The 21,534-nt window shown below is 30.3% G+C and carries 12 protein-coding genes and 1 pseudogene; 5 read left to right on the top strand and 8 right to left on the bottom strand.

Annotation, left to right across the window (positions count from 1 at the left end; all coding sequences use genetic code 11):
* Positions 1-398: 398 nt before the first annotated feature.
* Positions 399-634, bottom strand: a pseudogene (locus tag SOP96_RS20025) (hypothetical protein); the annotation flags it as partial.
* A 656-nt stretch (positions 635-1,290) separates the two neighbouring features.
* Between SOP96_RS20025 and SOP96_RS12200 the strand changes: the two are divergent.
* Together SOP96_RS12200 and SOP96_RS12205 are read left to right on the top strand one after the other, a co-directional pair.
* Positions 1,291-2,085, top strand: a complete 795-nt coding sequence (locus SOP96_RS12200; protein WP_326321217.1) for a hypothetical protein — start codon at positions 1,291-1,293, stop codon at positions 2,083-2,085.
* A 27-nt stretch (positions 2,086-2,112) separates the two neighbouring features.
* Positions 2,113-2,550 (top strand): DUF1573 domain-containing protein, encoded by a 438-nt coding sequence (locus tag SOP96_RS12205; protein WP_326321218.1) that lies wholly within the window; start codon positions 2,113-2,115, stop codon positions 2,548-2,550.
* Positions 2,551-2,664: 114 nt separating this feature from the next.
* On the opposite strand, the gene SOP96_RS12210 is transcribed toward SOP96_RS12205, so the two are convergent.
* Positions 2,665-5,715: a DNA polymerase III subunit alpha gene (locus tag SOP96_RS12210; RefSeq protein WP_326321219.1), complete on the bottom strand. Its 3,051-nt coding sequence runs from the start codon at positions 5,713-5,715 to the stop codon at positions 2,665-2,667.
* A gap of 12 nt (positions 5,716-5,727) precedes the next feature.
* Complete coding sequence (gene dinB, locus SOP96_RS12215; protein ID WP_326321220.1) at positions 5,728-6,882, bottom strand: DNA polymerase IV; 1,155 nt, start codon at positions 6,880-6,882, stop codon at positions 5,728-5,730.
* A 61-nt stretch (positions 6,883-6,943) separates the two neighbouring features.
* Between dinB and SOP96_RS12220 the strand changes: the two genes are divergently transcribed.
* On the top strand, positions 6,944-7,723 hold the full coding sequence (locus SOP96_RS12220; RefSeq protein WP_326321221.1) for an XRE family transcriptional regulator: 780 nt from the start codon (positions 6,944-6,946) through the stop codon (positions 7,721-7,723).
* Positions 7,724-7,808: 85 nt separating this feature from the next.
* Here the strand turns inward: SOP96_RS12220 and SOP96_RS12225 are convergent, their stop codons facing one another.
* From SOP96_RS12225 to SOP96_RS12245, 5 genes are all read right to left on the bottom strand, one after another.
* Positions 7,809-9,950 carry a response regulator gene (locus tag SOP96_RS12225; protein ID WP_326321222.1) on the bottom strand — a complete coding sequence of 714 codons (2,142 nt, stop codon included), beginning with the start codon at positions 9,948-9,950 and terminating at the stop codon, positions 7,809-7,811.
* Positions 9,951-9,952: 2 nt separating this feature from the next.
* Complete coding sequence (locus SOP96_RS12230) at positions 9,953-11,185, bottom strand: hypothetical protein (RefSeq protein WP_326321223.1); 1,233 nt, start codon at positions 11,183-11,185, stop codon at positions 9,953-9,955.
* Positions 11,186-11,214: 29 nt separating this feature from the next.
* Positions 11,215-12,426 (bottom strand): reverse transcriptase domain-containing protein, encoded by a 1,212-nt coding sequence (locus tag SOP96_RS12235; protein ID WP_326321224.1) that lies wholly within the window; start codon positions 12,424-12,426, stop codon positions 11,215-11,217.
* A gap of 481 nt (positions 12,427-12,907) precedes the next feature.
* A complete protein-coding gene (locus SOP96_RS12240) occupies positions 12,908-13,792 on the bottom strand; it encodes a hypothetical protein (RefSeq protein WP_326321225.1) in 885 nt (294 codons plus the stop codon).
* Positions 13,773-15,752: an AAA family ATPase gene (locus SOP96_RS12245; RefSeq protein ID WP_326321226.1), complete on the bottom strand. Its 1,980-nt coding sequence runs from the start codon at positions 15,750-15,752 to the stop codon at positions 13,773-13,775. Before SOP96_RS12245 ends, SOP96_RS12240 begins: the two co-directional genes overlap by 20 nt.
* A 905-nt stretch (positions 15,753-16,657) precedes the next feature.
* Here SOP96_RS12245 and SOP96_RS12250 point away from each other — a divergent pair.
* Together SOP96_RS12250 and SOP96_RS12255 are read left to right on the top strand one after the other, a co-directional pair.
* Complete coding sequence (locus SOP96_RS12250; protein ID WP_326321227.1) at positions 16,658-17,290, top strand: leucine-rich repeat domain-containing protein; 633 nt, start codon at positions 16,658-16,660, stop codon at positions 17,288-17,290.
* 38 nt (positions 17,291-17,328) lie between these two features.
* Complete coding sequence (locus SOP96_RS12255; RefSeq protein WP_326321228.1) at positions 17,329-21,513, top strand: hypothetical protein; 4,185 nt, start codon at positions 17,329-17,331, stop codon at positions 21,511-21,513.
* Positions 21,514-21,534 lie beyond the last annotated feature (21 nt).

Consider the following 21,534-nt stretch of genomic DNA (forward strand, 5'->3'; position numbering starts at 1 on the left):
CATTAAAATTATAATAATTAATAACTAAATCAATGAAGAAATTATCTCTAATTGGAATTTTGATCAGTATTTTAGGAATCATTCTTTCGTTTGCTGTAATTGACAATCATACTAATTTCTACAATACATTACATGACGCATTAGGAATATCGTATGAAGATTTTGAAATTGATACACCGAAAATGAGAATATATAAAACAGCCTCTATTTTAGACCATGGAACAAATATTTGTTTTTTGTTAATGTTTCTCTTTGCATATCAACTTTTCATCTGTGTAAAAGTTTACCGCTCGAAAGATTAGAAATTATTTTGATGATTGGCATTAATTCGAATTAAATACTATTAAGTAATATTAATACAACTTAAAAACCTGAAATAATTTTCAGGTTTTATTTTTTTATTCAAATTTATTTCTTGTCAGTCCAATTTCATGTCCCTGAGGATATGGTTTCCTAAAAGTCATATTAATATCTTCTTTAATTTGCCGTGAATATCATCGTAGAATACCGGGAAATTTGGAATCATCGGCATCTTAGCCATTTTATGAACAGTTATGGTGGGAAAATTAAAATCAACTTCAACTGTCCCAAGTAATAAATAACAACCACCTCCCTGAAAATCATATCCCTTTAAAATCCATGCTAATATTGAGATTAATTAATGTTTTGGATATATTATGTATTTTGGGATTGCTGATAATTATATAAATAAATTTCTTCATCATTTAAATTTAAACCGTTACTTTTAAAAAAATATATTTGATTGAAACAATAATTTTCAATATCTCATCGTTAAATGAAAAAAACTAATAATTTTGAACCTCTATCCATCAGCAAAATTGCTATTCTTAGATTTCAAAAAGTCATTCCAAATTAGTCATTTATGGAAGTTTTTTAATAAAAAACTCCTTGAAGAATATGTTGCGCAACAGAAAGGTAGGAAGTAGCCCGAAAACCTACCGCCGAAAGGAAAGTTTGAATTTCTCTGTTGAAATTTGACAAAATAAGTAGGGACATGAAAATATTAAATTCAATAACTATGAAAAAGAAATTTTTAGTGGGTATGTTAGGCTTAGCATCCATATTTGCACTAAGTTCATTTGATGATGCTCAATCAGACGAATCGACATCCCGTAAATTTTGGGGAAGTGAAATAACAGGATATGGCCCATGCTCGCCAACCGGAGAAATACAGGCAGACGGTACGCCGGTATGTGGATGTGAAGTCCAAGTAACATATCATGTATTTTGGGTTGGTGTAAGCACACATACAGAAACAATGTACACTTCATGTTAGTAAACGAACATAGTAAAAAACAAGGGAAAAGAGCGCAGCTCTTTTCCTTTTTATTCTTCTCTTTGCTTTTTAAAAGTCAGACTTTTATTAGGAATTCGGATGAAAAGATTTTCGAAAATATCACCGTTTTACACGAACAAAAAAACGTTGAGATTGATAAATCTAATTTTAAAAACTTTCCATTTGATACTAAAGATAAAATAGTTTATAATGGAAAATTATTGGATTTCTCAATAAGTCATGACACACTATACTTTTTTGATAAAGTAAAAGAAATTGAAGAAGTTCATATTTCAGGTGATAACTTGAATAATAAAAAAGAAAAAACAATAAATGGTAATGAATTAAAACGTTATTCAGCAGCAATATTTCCGAACAATTTAGTTGCAACGTTTATTCAAGTAGATGTAAAAAAGAAGACTTTTGTTAAATCAATTACTTTTTTTCCAGAGCCTGCGTCATTTCCTAATGATATAAATGGCAGTATTGAAATTCAGATACTACCCAATGTAAATGGTTTTCCTGATAATGATAATCCTATTTTGTCATTTCAAAAAGATATTTCCGAAACTGTGCAGAAGAAATGGGATATCATTTTACCTAAGATTATTAAATATCCGGAAAACGGTTTTTTTGTAACCTTTTTTTATAAGTCTGCTGATAAAAGAAGAACAGCCATTTTAAAACTTAACAAGGATACCTATTCATATTTTTATTATCCTCAGTCCAAAGAATGGAAAATGGCAACCTTTAACGGTTACTTATATAAATTGAGAATATTGCAATAATAAACTATAACTATGAAACTTATTAATATGAAAACATACATCTGTATATTTTTTCTATTCCTGCTATCTTGTAAGGAAGAAAAAATCACTAATAAAAGCAGATTTAATCTAAAAAACAGTGATGAAATTTATAAAAAAATATCAAAAATACCGGACAATCAATTAACAAAAATAGAAATTCCAGAGTTTATCGATTTAGATACTATACAGGGAGACAATAAAACTGTTAATATTACAATAAGGAATAAAGGCAACCGAAATTTAACTTCACTTACAATTAAACCGCCATGTTCATGTAATGAGGTCTCAAAGTACGATAGTGTTATGTTACCAAATACTTCGCAAACTTTTACCATTAACATGAAATTTGACAAGATAGGTAACTTTTATCAAGGTATTACCGTTTACGGAAGTTTTTACCCTTACATAAAGAAAATATATGTTGAAGGTTACAGAAAAAAGTAAAAAAATCTCAGTTACTATTTAAGGCAGGACCATCCTGTCTTTTTTTGCAGCTGTGAATAATGCAATGTTTAATTTTAACGGAGTATAGAGAATGGAAAGATTGATATTTTATCATTAAAGTTTATGTCTTGGCAGTCCAATTTCATGTTCCTGAGGATATGGTTTCCTAAAAGTCATACTGACATCCTCTTTAATTTGACGGTGAATATCATATTGTTTTTCTTTATCGTAAGAATACCGGGGATCGGGAATCATCGGCATCTTTGCCATTTTATGAATAGTAATGGTAGGAAAATGGAAATCAACTTCAACCGTTCCGAGTAATAAATAACAACCGCCTCCCTGAAAATCATATTCCTTTAAACTGTTTGGAAAATGTGCGGTATCAAAATAATCACCGTTGACATCGATCCAGGTTCCAAAATACATCGTCCCTTTTTTAGTGGGAACGTGTTTTCTGGAAATAAGATATGCCAACATCTTTACTTGTTTTTTATGAAACTTCAACAAGTCTTTTACAAATACTGATCCTCTGTATTTTGTCTTTAATAAATCAAAAGGACTACATGAAACCGGAAATCCAATTAACTCAATTTCATCAAATGCATCCTCGAAACTTTCTCTTTTCAGTTGAGGAAGTTTAAATTCCTGAACAGGTTCTTCAATTAACATCAAACCTCTATTCTCAGGTTTAAAATTTATTAATAGTAATCTTGCTTCAACAAGTAATTCATTTTTTGGTTTAAAAGTAAACCGGAATGCTCCAATAAAAATTAGAATCTGTATTGTTTCAATCCCAATATTAATACGTCTGATAAAGTCTTCTAATGATTTATATTCTCCGTTAATTTCACGTTCCTTAACAATCTCATGTGCTGCTTTTGTTTCCAATCCTTCTAATAACATCAATCCCAAATAAACATCTGTTCCTTTTAATGTGGTTTGAAACTCACTTGAGTTAACACAGGGAACCTGAATATTTCCCCCTGACATTTTCGCCTCATGAATATAAACTTCGGTACGGTAAAAACCGCCTTGATTATTAATCACCGAAACCATAAATTCTAAAGGATAATATACTTTTAAATAAAGACTTTGATAGCTTTCTACTGCATAAGATGCTGAATGGGCTTTACAGAACGAATATCCTGCAAAAGACTCGATTTGCCTGAACGCCTCAGTAGTTAATTGTTCCGAATGTCCTTTTCTCTTACAGGAATTAAAGAAATTATCTTTCACCTGTTGAAGTTTTTTTAGTGACCTTCCTTTTCCACTCATTGCCCGTCTCAGGATATCACCATCGGCTAATGACAATCCCCCAAAATACTGTGCAATCTTAATTACATCCTCCTGGTAAACCATAATCCCGTAAGTCTCCTTTAAATTTTCCTCGAATACGGAATGGAAATATTCAAATTTATCCGGATTATTGTGTCTGAAAATGTATTCTCTCATCATTCCGCTTTGGGCAACTCCCGGTCTGATAATAGATGAAGCAGCGACAAGCGTTCGGTAATTATCACATTTTAATCGTCTTAATAATCCGCGCATTGCCGGAGATTCGATATAAAAACATCCGATCGTTTTTCCTATTGACAAATATTCATTGCACTTTACTTCATCTTTTGACAATGCTGTATCACGAATATCCACCTTAATTCCTTTTGTCTTTTTAATGAGATTAACGGTATCATTAATAGTTCCTAATCCTCTCTGGGAAAGAATGTCAAATTTTTCAAGTCCGATATCTTCTGCTACATTCATATCAAACTGAACAATCGGAAATCCTTTCGGTGGCATTTCAAGTGCTGTATAATGGGTAATCGGTTCCTCCGAGATTAAGATCCCGCATGAATGCATACTCCGTTGATTAGGGTACTTTTCTAATAGCCTACCGTATTTCTGAACCATTTGCACAACAGAATTTCGGTCATGAATTTCTATCGGTTTTGTCGCCAAATCATCCAACTCTTCCTTAGGCAGACCGAATACTTTTCCAACCTCTCTGAAGATCGATTTGTATTTGAACTCAACATTAGTCCCACAAAACGCAACATGATCTCTTCCATATCGATCAAAAATATATTCCAATATTGTATCCCTGTTCTGCCAAGACCAATCGATATCAAAATCCGGTGGTGTTTTTCGGTTAAGGTTGAGAAATCTTTCAAAATAAAGATCCAGTTCCAATGGACAAATATCAGTAATTCCCAAACAGTAACTCACGATAGAATTCGCACCACTTCCCCGGCCCACATGCATAAACCCCATACTATTACTGTAACAGATGATATCCCACGTAATTAAAAAGTAAGAACAGAAATTAAGTTCATCTATTACTTTTAATTCCTTTTCAATTCTTTTCTTTGCGATTTCATGATTTAATCCATATCTCTTTTCCAAGCCCGAATATGCTAATCGGCTGAGAAGTTTCAAATCTTCTTCTTTGGATTTGGTATAAAATTTTTTATTTCTAACTTGTTTAAAATTAAACTCAAAATGGCATGTATCAAGAATATTTTTTGTATTGCTGATAATTTCAGAATATCTTTCAAAGATTTTTAAAAGTTTTTCTTCAGAAATAAAATATTCAGATTGTCTGCAAATTTCTTTCTTGGTTAATTTTGAAAGTAATGTATTATTATCAATCGCCCGTAAAATTTTATGCAATTCATATTCTTCATCAGTTCCAAAGGTAATGGAATGAAGAACTACCATTTTGGAAATATACTTTTTATATTCAGGTCTGATTAAAAAATTTAATTCATTAATCCGTACACCTATAAATTCATCTTCCTTCAATTTAGGCGGAAGATTACTCATAGGATATATCACAAAAACATTTTTAAATTCCGGCGCAACCTCTGACAGTTCCTTATTTTCACAATTATATTCTGTGACGGTCTTATTCACTTCGCCTATCCCCGAAAATTCTTTTGCAACAGTAATATACAGAAGTTTACCATCTTTTCTTACTTCCATTCCTACAATAGGTTTAATTCCTACTGCTTCACATTCTTTCTTAAAATCATAAATTCCGGTAACCGTATTGATATCGGTCAATACCAATTGTTTTACCTTTAATTCACTCGCCTGCTTTACCAATTCTTCAATTGATAAAGTACCGTAACGGAGGCTGTGATAAGAATGACAGTTCAAAAACATAATTGAAGTTTTTTAGCGTTTATTTTCYAAATCAAAACCTGAAGCACGACCAACTGCATCAATGCCGAATCGGTTTTTGAGATAATCCATTGTTTGATATAAACTCATCTGTTCTTCGGTATCTTCAAACAAATTCATTTGATGATTACCATGCACAAGTCCTGTAAACCTGATCCCTATTAATCTAAGTCTCATTCTTCTGGTGTAAACCTTATTGAAAAGTTCGAGTGCAACTCTTGATAAAGTATGATCAGCAGACGTATAGGGTACTTTGCACTGTTTGGTTTCAGTATCGAAATTGGCATAACGTATTTTTACTGTTACTGTTGAAGTCAGCCATTTTTCCTGCCTTAATTGATAGGTTAATTTTTCCACCATCCCGGATATGAGTCTCTTCAGTTCAACGACATCCATTGTATCATTTGTAAATGTGGTCTCTGTTGAAATTGATTTTCTTTCGGAATAGGGTATAACGGGATTTTCATCAATGCCGTTCGCTTTCTTCCAAAGTTCTTTCCCGTTAACTCCAATCATTTGTTGAAGAACAAGAACCGGCATTTCAGAAAGTGTATGAATTGTACGGATTCCGATCCTTGATAATAGCTGAAAGGTCTTATCTCCAACCATAGGAATCTTTTTGATGGATAAGGGGTTTAGAAAAGGTTTTATTTCCCTCTCCTGGATTTCCAATCTCCCAACTGGTTTTGATTCTCCTGTCCCGATCTTTGAAACTGTTTTATTGGAAGATAATGCAAAACTTATCGGAAGTCCGGTTTCTTTAGTTACGGCCGATGCAATCTCCTTCGTCCATTGATAGCAGCCGAAAAATTTATCCATTCCGGAAAGATCAAGATAAAATTCATCAATACTTGCTTTTTCTATAACCGGAACTTTCTGCTGAATAATTTCTGTTACCGTGTGCGATAAATTAGAATACAATTCGTAATCACCCCGAATAACTTTAGCATCGGGACATAATCGAAGTGCCATTTTTATTGGCATTGCAGAACGTACACCGAATCGTCTTGCTTCATAGGAACATGATGCAACAACTCCACGGTCACCACCTCCGATTATCAGAGGAATACCGTCTAATTGGGAGTTATTACGCCTCTCACAGGACACAAAAAAAGCATCCAGATCCATATGTACAATCGCTCGTTTCACTTTACAAAATTAGAGACTATTTGTCCCGAAATTATTATATTTGTCGGTACAATTTGTCCCAATGTCAATTTTTGCAGATAACATAAGGTTTTTGAGAGGTAAGAAAGGATTATCTCAACAGAGTTTTGCCAATGAAATTCTCATCATCAGTCGGGATCGTTATTCAAAATATGAAAACGGTCGTTCGGAACCACCGTATGAAGTTTTAATTAAAATTTCAAAGTATTTCAATGTAAGTATTGACTTACTTCTAACTGTTGATATAAGAAAATATCCATTAGAAGATGTTTTGAAACTCCCTGATAATAGGATTGTTTTGCCTGTTGTTGTCGATAAATTAGGAAACAACAGTATTGAAATTGTTCCTCAGAAGGCATCTATGGGATATTTGTCTGGTTATAGTGATCCAGAATATATTGAAAGTTTACAAAGGATTTCATTACCATTTCTCACTAATGGAAAATACCGGGCATTTCCGGCAAAAGGAGATTCAATGCCTCCTTTTAAAGACGGTTCTTTTATTATTGGAAAGTATATTGAAAATACTGAAGAATTAAAACCAAACAAAAGTTATGTTTTCGTAACACTTAATGATGGTATCTCTTATAAAAGATTTAAAAGTAAAAATGAAAAATCTGTAACAGTGACTTCTGACAATTCATTTTATGAACCTTATGAAATCCCTTTTGGAGAAATAGTTGAAATCTGGCAATATGCATCGGGAATATTTCCGGAAGATTTTGAACCGGATAATTTCGAAAATTATAATTTAAAAGAGATGTTTTTAGAATTGAGGGGTGATATACGGAAGTTAGAAGATAAAATATTTAATCAAAATTGAAGATTTAAATTTCAAATAATAAAGCCTTTTGTAATTTTAATCATTAATTAGAAAAATTAACTCATAAAAATTATCGTCTAAAATGTCATTCCTTTAATTTTGCAGTTATTTTTTCACAAAGAGATAAAATCAAAAGAATATCATCTTTTTCAAATCTGTTTTTACCATTATGCACATAATCATTTCTCATGTTTTTTACGATGCTTAAGTCATTTATTGTCTTATCATCAATGTGGCAGATTAGGAAATAATCAATAAACAGGCCCGCTAAGGTATGAAACCAAGTTGGAGAATCATTGATTGATTCTCTCATAAATTTTCCACAATTTGTAATCTTATTTTTTTGATAATTATATCTGTTCATTTCGATTTCGTCAATTCCTAATACGAACTGATTGTCAATTTCTTTCAAGTAAAAGTTTTTAAATTTCTCTAAGAAATTGTAGCATGTTAGAAAAATGATGTCCAGTGTTAACGAGTCTTTTATATTGACATTTTTGGAAGCGGTGCAAACAATTTTAATTTGATTACCTAAATCTTTAAGGAAATCTGAAAACTCATCAGAATCCGAAGAAGTATTGGAAATATTGATAGATATGGTATTACTTTTTTGAAATATTTTTTTTAAAAATATCTTATTAAGACAAGTGAGTAAAGTTTCTTCAAAATTCTTAATGCAATAAGTTGTAAATTTTCCATCAATGCTATTTAGTGGGTGTTCTTTAATAATAAAACCATCTGCACCTGCTTCCTGGAGGTTTAGTAAATTCCAAACTTTATTTGTTGCTGAAAAAATTATAACTTGAATACCCGCATTATGTTGTTTGATTTTTTTTAGAATTTTGTATCCGGTAACATTATGCAGAGTGTTTTGCTTGAAATCGTCATGATGTAGGCGGAAATCCAAAATAACGATATCAATGTCATTCTTGATTATTTCTTGTAAAGATAAATCAATGATTTCGTCACTAGTTTTTGACATTAAAGAAGCATTACTAATATAATTTAATTGAGAATCACTTATGATATAGGAGAAAATTTCTTTCCACCCTTTTTCAGCTTCATCATCAATATACAAAATCTTCGAATTTTTGTAATTTGTTGTATCTATTCGTTTTTTTTGAATATTGAGGTTTGAATCTATAGGAAAGATGCTTTTCAAATATTTGAAATAAAGATTTGTATCAACTTTTTTAATTATTTTTTCAATTTTTTCATTATTAATTTGTAGTATTTTCGACCATCTGTAAATTGCCCATAGATTAGAAATACTATGATTGTCATTAATATCTTTTGGTATAGATAAACTTAATTTATTTATTTCATTGGGTAATTCTTCGATTAATAATGGTAGATTTTCTATATTTAATGCGTCTTGAAAAGCCTTTTTAGTATAATCAATTAAAAAAATATTTTTAGTTTTGAGAATATTAAAATTTTCATTATTTACCATATCTCTCATGCTTACAAAACCATAGATAAAAATATTTTTTAAACGATTTGGGGTATCTGTACATCTTATATGGGATGCTAATTTTAACCCGTTATAATCTGAAAGTGTGGCACCGAAACATAATGGTACAAATATATTGTCATATTCTGTTGAAAGAAACCATTTTTCAATACAAGTATTCAAGTATTCATCAGTTATGTTATCATCAAAAATAATTTCGTTAGTAGCATTTGTAAAAATATCTTCAATTTCTTCTTCGTTCGTTTTAACTACAAAATTATTAAGATTAGAATCATCAATTTTTCCTGATTCAATTTCCGTATTTTTTTCTACTAATTGTTTATAAAGTATTTCTTCAATTTGTGGATTTTCTCCATAACATAAATATTTAATATCATTAGTTTTGTAGTTTTTAATAAATACATTAATGTTTTGATATAAAATTTCTACAGGGAGGTATGCAACATTATCAATTAAAAGCCTACTCTTTTTACTTCCACTAAAATAAATCAATTTAAAACCATTGTTGGATTGGGCAAAAGTGTTTAGATCATTAACAAATTCTTTTATCAAAAGGTTGTATGGTTGAGATGTTGTATCATTAAAGGATTCATGAAAAAGAACAATACTTTCGGAGTTAAAAATTTTGTTTTTATAAGTTATTAGTTGTTCAAAATTATATATAGAGATTATTAAACTTTGATCATTTAGTCTCTCTAATGACCAGCCTAGATCTTCTTGTCTATTTTTTCTATCGTCTATTAAGTATATCATAATTATTTGAATCTTAAAATATATTGTACTCCCTCAATTTCTTCAATTGGATAAGCGTCACGAGTCTTAAAACTATTCCATAAATTTATCTGATAACATGATCCATTTTCAAATTTTGCGTTCAGATATAGATCACATAAACCATTAATTTGATTTTTTATTAAATCGGAATATGAATCACCAATTCGTGTCCGTATATCTTTAATAGTTTTTCTGTAATAATCAACATTTATGTGATGAATTATAAAATCGACACTTTGAGGATTTTGAGTGAATGATAGTTCGATTAAAGGTGGAGGAAGTTTGTGTTTATAAACCACCTGAATAATCATTTCAATTATTTTTTTATATCCTTGTAACAATTTATCAACATCTGTAAATAATTCTATTGATTTTTGGAATTTAACGTCTTCTATTATAAATTTGATATCAGTATTACCATAATTTTTTTTATTGTAATTTTTTACTATCTCATTTAAGCTGTTATCAGCTTTAATATGGAACAGACTTTTAAAATAAATAACAATGTCGGAGAAATAATTCATTTTCCTGTCTGTTAAATTAGAAGCAATAGGAGATGGCAATTTAAAACCCTTACTTTTTACTTCTTTGGTAAGTGCGCCACCTGGATTTGGAACAATATTTGGATTTTTTTCTGACCAATTTTTTATTTCTTCGCTAGCCCAATTAATATTCATATTAGTAGCCCAATTACTTGTATTGCCGCTAAAATCTTTACCAGTTAAATATGCAGAGATTAAATTTTTTACTTGATATGTTATATGATAATTATTAGATAGTTTAATATATGATTCCTCTATAAGTTTTCTATGAAGTTCTAAATTATACTTATTTGTTCCACATTTGTCAAGAATATCATCAAAAATATTTTGGGAGTCGATTGTATGACAAGTATATTTTAAAATTGGATCTTGATTGTATGCAATTAAAAAGTTTGTTAACCCATTTTGTGAAAAAGGGTTTATATATTTAGGTAAATGAATATCAGAAGATTTTATAACAGAAGTAGGATTTTCTATTTGAGTTATTTCTTGTAAATTAAAATATTTCAGTTTTTCTTCAATATCGTGTATTCTTTGTTCTAATTTTAGTCCACTATTTTTATCTTTCTTAATTTCTTCTGAAGAAAGACGAAAAATTTGTTCTCGTTGTGTAGAGGTAATTTTCTTATTATTTAATAATTCAGAAATAAAATCATACTTATCTTTTGGCATGTCGATTGATAATTAAGATGAGAAAATTATTATTTATTTACCTTTTTATAATATTGCTCCATAGCCCTTTCTATACCTTCCTTTTCCCATAATTCTAGGGTTTCCGTTATTAACTTATTTTTTGAAGATAGATTTTCAAACCGTATTTTAAGTTTAATATAGGTTGTATTATGTTCGCCCTTTACCATTTTTAAAAAATTTAGTTTTCCTTCTATAACATTTTCCATAAATAGAGTAGAACTACCTAAGCTTTTATTGTATCCTTTATCATCACCATAGCTTTTAATAAATAATGTAAATGCTTTTTGTGATCCGTACTTTTCCCAGAAATTTATCCATAGACGTAGCTTTTTAATATAACTTTTAGATACATTCATCTTTTTATTGACAGTGATACCTGTTACAACTTGTCTGACCTTAGATTTTTGAAGACGTACCTTTTGTTGATTTATAGTAAAATATTGATCCTTAATAATTGCTTCTACTTCCATTCGGAAAATCCCATCAGATTGATAAACATTGTGCATTGAACTAAAAGTGATATCATCTGCATATCTAGTATATTTGACACCAAATCTTCTTGAAAGCCCCAGTAACTTTCGATCTAATCTTTCACAAATAATATTTGTCAATATCGGAGATAAAGGAGAACCTTGCGGAAGTACACGTTTTATTTTTTTTTCTGTTTGCTCATCTACTTTTTTTTCAATCTCTATATTTTCACATGCTAACCAAGCTATATAATTTCCAATTTCCTTCCTTCCATATTCTTCACTCAAATTAAATGGATAAAAATTGAGTCTTCTCAATATCCTTCCAATTTCAATACTATGGAAAAAATCTTTTAAATCAATATTAAATACATAGTTAGATCCTAGATGTAAATTTGCTCCATCTACTATAGAAAGATTTTGAATAAAACCATATGCAGATTCATGAGGAGTATATATACAATTAAAAATACAGTTAATACATTGAAGTAGAATTTTCAACTCTTTTTTAGGTGCATGAATAACTCTCATCTCACCATTTTTCTTCGGTAATTCAAAATAATAATATCTTTTTTTTGAATTTATACGTGATAGGTCTCTTATTTTGGATTCATCGAATTCAATAAAAATTTCTGAGTACAATAATTTTTGACAATAATTTAAAAGATCACAAAATTCATGTAAAGTCTTTAAATTATTATAAAAATCTTTAATTTTTTGTTTATGGTCAAATGTAATATTTGATTGCATTTCTTATAATTAAAGTTCATGACCTGTTCATATTTTCTTTATTTGTATTGCTACAAAAGTATCATATATAGGTAAAATATAATTTGAAAGTTCTAAGATGATGATTAAATAATAATAATATAAATTAAATGAGATAATAATATAAGATTTTTAGATAATCAATTTATCGGATAGTGATATAGAACCATTCATATATTCTAGGGTATTCCTAGAATACCTACCAAAACAGTAGGCGTAATCAAAATTTTTAAACAGGTCATTGAGAACTTTTATTTTTAGTTTATTTGTTTAAGGTATTTTTAATATTAAAAAAAGATTGTTAAATATATAATTTTTTAAATATTGGAATTATTATTTTTTGTCTACTTTTAAAATAAATTAAAAGGTGTCAATTGATACACTTTTGTTTTTCTGTTTCATCTTTTTAACAATTGAATAATATTTTTACTGTAAATTTTTCACTCTAATTAATATTTAAACATTATTTAATAAGATCTAAATCTATTGCAATATCAGTCATCATTTTAGACAATGGACGTTTATATACGTCATCTTTTAAAGTATAATTACCTACAATAAATCTATCGATGATAGAATCGTCAATATCAAATTTTTTTAAATTTTCTCTATATGTGGTGTTATAAACTTTCGATTTATAAACTAACTCCTCCACTATATCAGTCTGAGTTTTATAAATCTCATTCAAATAAAATTTACTAATATAGTCTTCATTGTATTGAATTTCTATTTTAAGTTTTGATTTATCAAATTCTAAAAAATTTTTAATAAATGATTTATCTTCAATTTTAAATTGCAGATCGATTTCAGGAGCTTTATTTGAGTACAACTCAAACTCTACATCTATATTACTTTTATTTAGATTACAATTTCCACAAACTGGATACAAATTATAAAAGGCTACAGATAAGTATGGATATTTATCTTTCGAATTATAATGATCTGCTTGTAATAGACCTACGAATTTACCTTCTGAATTCTCAAATGAGAGAGCAAATTGAGCATGACAGTAGACACATGTCTTGATGCCTAAAAAATTAAAAAATTTAGGAAACGTATCCCGTCTTCTAGCTTCATAATTAAATTCATTATATATTAAATCCTTGACTTTTTTACTCGGGGTAATTTTTAGAATTTCTATAGCCTCTTTTGGATTAATTGTGAAAAAATTTTTATCAGCAAAATAGTCAATTATACTTTCTAAAAAAAATATTTCTTCTTTTATAAGATCTTCCTTACTTATTAATTTAAGTCTATCAAGTATTTTCACACTTAATGATTTAAATCTTTTTATGTTACGAGAAGCTGATAAATAATCTTTTACTTTACTATTGCCGATTGGAATCATTATCTCTTTCTTTTAAAATATTTTGTAAATTTTCGATTTCTTTTTTTATGTCTAAATCAGTTTTAAACTTTTTGTTGTACAGATTTCTAAATTTTTCTCTAAGAATTGGTTCTGCAATTAAATTTATTGTTTGCTCAGAACTGTGTGCGTCCCAATTTTCATAAAATATATCGGTAGCTGTTAAGAAATTTAAGAGATCGAGAGATTTGTTTAAAGCAAATTCACCGATGAAGCCATCAAGAAAAAAGTTATCTTTTAGCAAGTCATATATATTTGCCCCAAATGTTTCGTCAATTTCATTATCCAAATTAGGATTTCCATTATTTAACTTTAAAACATTTAATGATGGAATATCAGACAATATAAACGGAGAGTGTGTGGAAAATATAAGACTTATATTTTTAATTTTTATCAAGCTTAAATTTTCGATTCCTGTTATTAATCTTTTAATATATTTCCTCTGATATTCTGGATGAAAGTAAAGTTCAATTTCATCTAAAATTATATTAACATTTTGGTATTGTATCTTTTGTTTATCAAACTTATCACTCACAGACTCTAAATTCCTTAAATGGTAAAATAATGAATTTTGCGAAAAAATCATTTGTTTTTCACCAGAGCTTAAAGTTTCAAATTCTACTTTATTATTGAATGAATCAACTAATTCAATTTTGACTTTAAATATAGGAGGTGGTAAAAATTCAATTGTATCCAAATTTTCTATTCCCTCAATATCTTTAAAAGGTTTTTGAAAATTAATTGAATCGTCTTCCAAAGTATTAAGATGATTATACTTTAAATAATTTATAATTTGTTTAATTTTAAAGGTAATATGACTATGATCTTCTTGTATTTGTTTAAAAAAAGATTGAATATCAATTAAAATTATTTCATATTTTTTTCTGGTAGATAAAAAGTCACTAATGTCAGAGACTGATAAACTTTCACTTAAACCCTTATTTTTTTGATTCTGTATACTTCCATTATCAGTATCATTAAGGATGCAAAATTTATTATATTCGTTATATTTTATAGCTACTGATGCTAATTTATATACTAAATAGTTTACTATTCTTCTTTTTATTAGTGGATCTAAAATTCTATTACATTTAAAAAAATCATTAAAATCATTAAATAAACTATCTTTTTCAATATAACGCAAATCGTATTGTATATCATTAATAATTTGTTTTCTTAAATCTTTAGGCGCTTTAAGAGAAAGGTAGATTTTATGAACTTTTAGACTATCGGTAATCTGTTTATTAGATTTTTCTTTAACTATATTGGATAAAAACCTTTGAACTGAAAGTATATTTTCTACGTTAATATCGATATTACCTCTCTTTCTATAAGGATTTAAAACTACAGGTGTTTGATAACTATCATTTTTGTGAAAAATATTATTAATCCAATCACCTTCTTGTAAAGAATTAAAAGAATAAAGAGAATAATCAATCACCTGAGTGTAAAAAAAAATTTTACCAAAGTTTTCAATCGAAAATTCCATGTCAGTAATTTTATCATAAACAGAACTGTCAATAGTTTTAGGTCTAAATATTTCAACCCTATAAGAAGTGTTATCTAAAATGATCCTATAAATAGAATCACTGTCTTCATTTTGTACATGGTAATAAACTTCAACAACCATATTGTTTATTTTATTTACTACATGTAAACCCTCGTTTTTACTATCTTCTCGTAAATAATAAAAGATATTGTTAATAAACTTAACTAATAGATTAGTCAACGAACTTTTACCACTTCCATTTTTTCCAACAATGGCACAAATTTCTATACTTTGTTTACTAAAGAAATTTTTAGGTTGAGATTTTTTAAATTCAATTTTGTCTAATTGGATTTTGTAATCTTGGTTAAGATAATATATTATTTCAGGTTTTAGATTTTTTAGATGTTCTTCAGAACCTGATAATGGTTTAATAGCTATTATTTTAAAACTCATAAAGAAAACTTACCTTTGTGCTTTAAATATAGTTAATATGGTGATTATTTCGTTTAAAATTTGAAAAGTTTTATTTCTAAATTAATATTTTAGAGGTTATAAAGTCGATATTAACATTACTAATTATCACGAATAAATAAAGTTCTACAACTCTACAATTCTTGCAAGATTTTTTGCAAGAATTTCATAATAAATAGTCAAAATACTGATTAAATCTTCAAACAAAATAAAATGTCCCCTTTTCTGTCCCGTTGATAGACAGTCGATTACGAAAATCCTGCAATGACTCATAATCAGGTGGTCCCTGGTTCGAGCCCAGGTGGGACCACAACCGGAAAACCGTAAGGTTTTCCGGTTTTTTTATTTCGTTCGGTATTGATGAGAAATAAGAAGATTAATTTTTCCTTAGCCATCACTTCCAAATGAAATAATTCCTATATTTGGAAAATAAAACACATATACCATGAAAAAACTACAAAATTTCTCCGTAATTCTACCGTTCCCGATTCACAGGGCTTCTGTTATTATTTTAAAATTTATCCGATTTCTTAACTGATTTCCGGAATCATGTCTGCTTGTTACCCAAATATTCCAACTTCATTGGAATCACTCTTAATGCGTCAGGTTTTGACGTTATCGTATATTTTCTTTGTCAGTGAACAATCACATAGCTCAAAGTATGGCAACGAAAATTTCAAATTAATATTAAACAAAATATCAAGATATGCTTCCCATTAAAAAGTAAGGTGGACATCCATTTAGCGGACACCACCTTAAAAAATAGAGCTAAGACCATAAAGATCACACTACTAAAAAGTGTTCTTTAACACCTTAACCAATGTAAAACCAATACCCATCTGCAAAAAGCCATTGGTTTACAAAAAATAATTAAACAAAATACAAAAATGAAATCAAAACAAGAATTAAAACAGTTATTTGAAAACGGAGATAAACCAGTACAGGAAGACTTTTGGGAATGGTTAGATTCCTATTGGCATAAAGAGGAGAAGATTGCTTCCAGCTCTTTAGAGATGCTGGAAAAAGTGATTCAACTAATTGTTGATAATGAATTTAAGGGATCTTTTTTATCTGTTACATTTCCTGATAACGTAAAAAAGATTGCAAGTGGTGCATATGCATATGCCGGTTTTATGTATCAAATACGTGAAGTAATTTTTAATGAAGGTCTTGAAGAAATAGGAGTAGGGGCTTTTGGAGCACAATGTATAAAAAAAATTAAAACACCTTCAACATTGAAAGCTATTATGAGGTCAGCTTTCTCTAGTCAAATCAATACCAATAACATTTCTGATTCATTAGAAGAAATTATTCTTAATGAAGGATTGGAAATTATTGGTGAATATGCATTTGCCTCATGTGGTGATCTTTTAAAAGATCTGTACATTCCAAGTTCTGTAATAACAGTTGGGCAAAATGCTTTTTGGGGTAATCCATCAATAGAAACTGTTTCCGCTCCTGAAGGATTAGATTTAAGCCTGGCGGGTATTCCTGAAACAGCAGTAATTACATACAGATAGATGAATATTATAAAAACAAAAAATGCAAAAATTAAATTATGCCAACAAACAATACACCGACAGGTGCTTTAAAATTCACCATCGGAGAAACTTTCATAGGAGAAGGTATTATTAATTATAAATCAACAAACAATATGAATACTACAAACAACAATGCGTCACAAACGCTATTCAGGTTTGCAACGATGCGCAATGCTGAATTATCAGATCCAAAAAATAAAGAAAGAAGATTCATTTTCAGAGATTATGAAACGCAATTCGGCATCTTTGATGAAAAATTAAAATTAAATTCATCCACAACACTAAAGAAATTGTGTGAAAAACCTCAGGATCTGCCATTAACTATTCTTTCCGAACAATCATTAAAAGCTCAGGATCCTGCATTTTATGAACTGGCAGTCTGGATTGCCAGAAATAAAGCATCATCTACAAAAAAAGAATTTGATGAGAAATTCAATGAATATAAAGAATCCCATCAGCAGATCATCGTTATCAATTCTTCAATTTGGGATAATCTTGTTTATCAGGTAGTCACACAAAAGGATTTTTATGCGAAGGAAACCTTAATGCAGTTTTTACATTTAAATCATATTATATTAAACTACGACGGGACAACCCAGGAGCAATATGAAGATGTTATTAGGGCTAAAGTTGTGCTTCCGAAGGAGCTTTTCAAACCGGTAAATAATCTTTCCGCAAACAATGCCGTATCTAGAATGAGCGAAAAGGAGGATAACCAGATCTTGTATAATGACAAAAATATTCAGTTTGCAGAAGCCAGATTCTTATTAAGTAAAAATCAGGAATTGCAGACAAAACTAGAAGCTCAGGAAAAAAATTACAAAAAGCAATATCAGGAAGCTTATAAATTGGCTATAGAAGCTTACGAACGGGAGGTAAAGCCTATCCGCACAGAATATGAGAGAAGTGTAGACGAAGCAGTCAACAGAAAAGCAGTTGTTGAAAGCAGAATCAAATACATTAATGATTTAACCATCACTAATCCTGATACTCTTGAAAGAGATCCTTCTCTAAAAGAAGATTTGAATAAATTGAATGAAGAACTTCTGGAAATTCGCCCTATTTCCCTGGAACTGCCGGATTTTAATTTTATTTACGAGTCTGAAATTCAGGAAGAAAAACTCAGAGAATCATTAACAGCTGAAGAACAAAATACATTTGACAGAGTTTTGGAAGAGGCTTTTACATCGCTAAGCTCTATTTCAACCTTTGCTGAAATCAACCAGGCTATTGCTCAGAATAACGTTTCTTTGCAGCAGACAGTTTTACAGAATACGGTTTTGAATAACCAGACTTTTACCACTATTGGAGGTGTGGTGGTACCTGTAATCAATAATACACCAAATACCACCGGGCTTATAGGGTATAGTGTAAAAACGAATAACGTATCGAGCTCAGCATGGTACATTATGCTTACTCTGGAGAATTTTGCTTCCAACATTATTTCGGCAAATTATAAAGTAAATGTTAACGGAGTAAACATTACTTCCAATACAGTTTTTTCACCTTCCAACGGAGTAAGCTTTTTATTTTATAGCGGAACTGTTATTCCTGATTCTCAGACATTACATATCAATGAGTTCAATTTAGAGGGAACCGTTGTATTGGCAGACGGTAAGGCGTACAACATGGATGTTACTTTAGTAAGAGACCCATCAGATATCAACCGATTTCTTAAACAGGGCGTTTTCAAAGGAAGTAGTGTATTCAGAACCGCACAGGTAGATATAGGGTACGAAGGACAAGATATCGGAAATAATGATGACATTTTTATTCCATCCGGATTTGGAATGAAGAACATAGGGATTACAGATTACAAAAAAGTAGAGCAATCCACATATTGTTATGTTGAAGGAGATGTGGCACATATAGAAAACATCATGGCAAGGGAATATAAAGAAAGAGCTACCCGAAGATTAAAACGCAGTGAATCCCAGGTTACCACTTCTTCCGAAACGGAAAAAGAAAAGTTAACCGATACAACGTCTACCGAAAGACACGAAATGCAGAGCGAAATTGCAAAAATCCTTCAGGAATCTAAAGATTTTGCTGCACAGGCAGGATTTAATGCTTCATGGGGAATTGGTGATAATAAATACGGCTTAAGCGTCGGAGCAAATTATGCCACCCACAATTCCAAAGAAGAAAGCAACCGGCAGGCTGTGACGGAAGCCAAAGATATTACGGCAAGAGCTTTGGACAGAATCGTGACCAAAGTAAAAGAAGAACGTATCGATAAAATTATTGAAGAGTTTGAAGAAAACAACAAACACGGCTTCGATAATACCAAGGGCAGCAGTCATGTTGTTGGCGTTTATCGTTGGGTAGATAAAGTCGTTAAAAACCAGATCTACAATTATGGAAAAAGAATGATGTTTGAATTCATGATTCCAGAACCTGCCAAACTTCACAATCTTGGGATGAAGGTTTCCAACAATTCAGAAAACCAATTGGTAAAACCGGTTGATCCGAGAAGTGAAGAAGCACAGCAAATGAGAATGAAAGATTTTTCATCATTAAATAATGAAACCATATTAAAATACTGGTTGGGTAATTATAATGTAGAAGTTGATGAAAAACCTATAGAATTATTTAGTATTGGAAAATCATTAGGTGGGCAGTATACAAATAATATTTCAAACATCGAAAATATGGCTCTAAAAGATGAAATACAAATTCCAGAGGGATATATTGCTATATCAGGAAGCGTACAATATACGGCGGCTGGCGATGGAGATGCAGCAAGTGTAGGAGCTATAATAGGAACTGAAGGATTTTGGTTTGAAGGCAGGTGGGGGCAAATGAGAGGAAGTACAAGCAAATCATTTTCTGTGCCATATTCAAAAATGATTCCAATTTCAGCAACTTTTTACAATGAGTTTTCAGGAGCAGTTAGTTTCACAGTTGATTTAAAACTTACTCTGGAAACTAAAAACTCATGGTTCCAAAAAGTATTTAACAAAATCATTGAAGCCTACGAAACAGAACTTGCAAAATACGAACAGGCACTCGCTGAAATAAAAGCAATGGGTGTTCAGATCAAAGGTTCCAATCCGGGCTTCTACAGAAAAATAGAAAATACAATCTTAAGAAGAAACTGTATTTCGTACATGCTCAACCAGAGTCCTGGTGCAGACCTTACTTTCGGTAAGAAAAGATACTATACGAATGACGGAGCATTGGAAGAAACTTTTACCAACACCGATATTTTGGTAGATGAAAAATTAGACCAGTATGCAGCTTTCATTAAATTCATGGAGCAGGCCTTTGAATGGGAAATTATGAGCTACTATTTCTATCCGTACTATTGGGGAGAAAGAAAATCGTGGGCAGACCTGTATCAGTTTGATGATAACGATCCTGTATTCAGATCCTTTATGCAGTCGGGAATGGCGAGGGTTATTGTAACGGTAAGACCGGGATTTGAAGAAGCGGTAAGACATTTCTTAGCTACCGGACAGATCTGGAATGGCGGTGAGGTTCCGGTAATTGATGATCCGTTGTTCTTATCCATTGTAGATGAGATGCGTTCACCAAAAGCAACCAAAGAAGGCGAACCGTGGAGAGAAAAAATCCCAACCTCGCTCACGATCCTTCAGGCAGATTCTATCGGTTTGAGAGTAGAAAAAGCATTGCCGTGCAACTGTGAACCGGGCGTGAAATTCGACGATAATTTAGGAGAAATGTGCGGAAGCAATTTTGAATTAAATAATAATCAAATCGGGCAGTCTTCTGATAAGTGGATGGAGATAACTTTTGATTATTTAGATGATGGAAATACCAATATTGGAGCTTTCGATTATATGCAAGATTTTCCGAGAGTTTATGCGTGTTTGGGAAATACAATTACAATTGATAGAGATGTTGCCTGGTTGCCTTCAGATTCTGTTGAAAAAATACATAAAGTATTGGCAGATGAAGTTTCTATGATAGAAGGAGTTGAGGCATATCTTTATGGTAAAACTGGTATTACGCTTAAAATAAATATCTCTAAGATTTCACTGTTCACATTCCGTAAACCTGGAAAAGATGATGGATATGATTTATTGAAGTTTTCTGTGGATTTGCAAAATTCAACGTTGAAAATTGCTTCCCCGGAATATGATAACTATGGTTCTCAAAGAATTTTGGATAAAGACGGACAAATCATTCCAAAAGCTGAGTATCTTGACAAAGTTCCTCTAAGCAAATTTCTGGTATAATCTGATCATTTAAAAATTGAA

The organism is Chryseobacterium salviniae (assembly GCF_035819015.1).
In the GTDB taxonomy this organism is placed as follows: domain Bacteria; phylum Bacteroidota; class Bacteroidia; order Flavobacteriales; family Weeksellaceae; genus Chryseobacterium; species Chryseobacterium salviniae.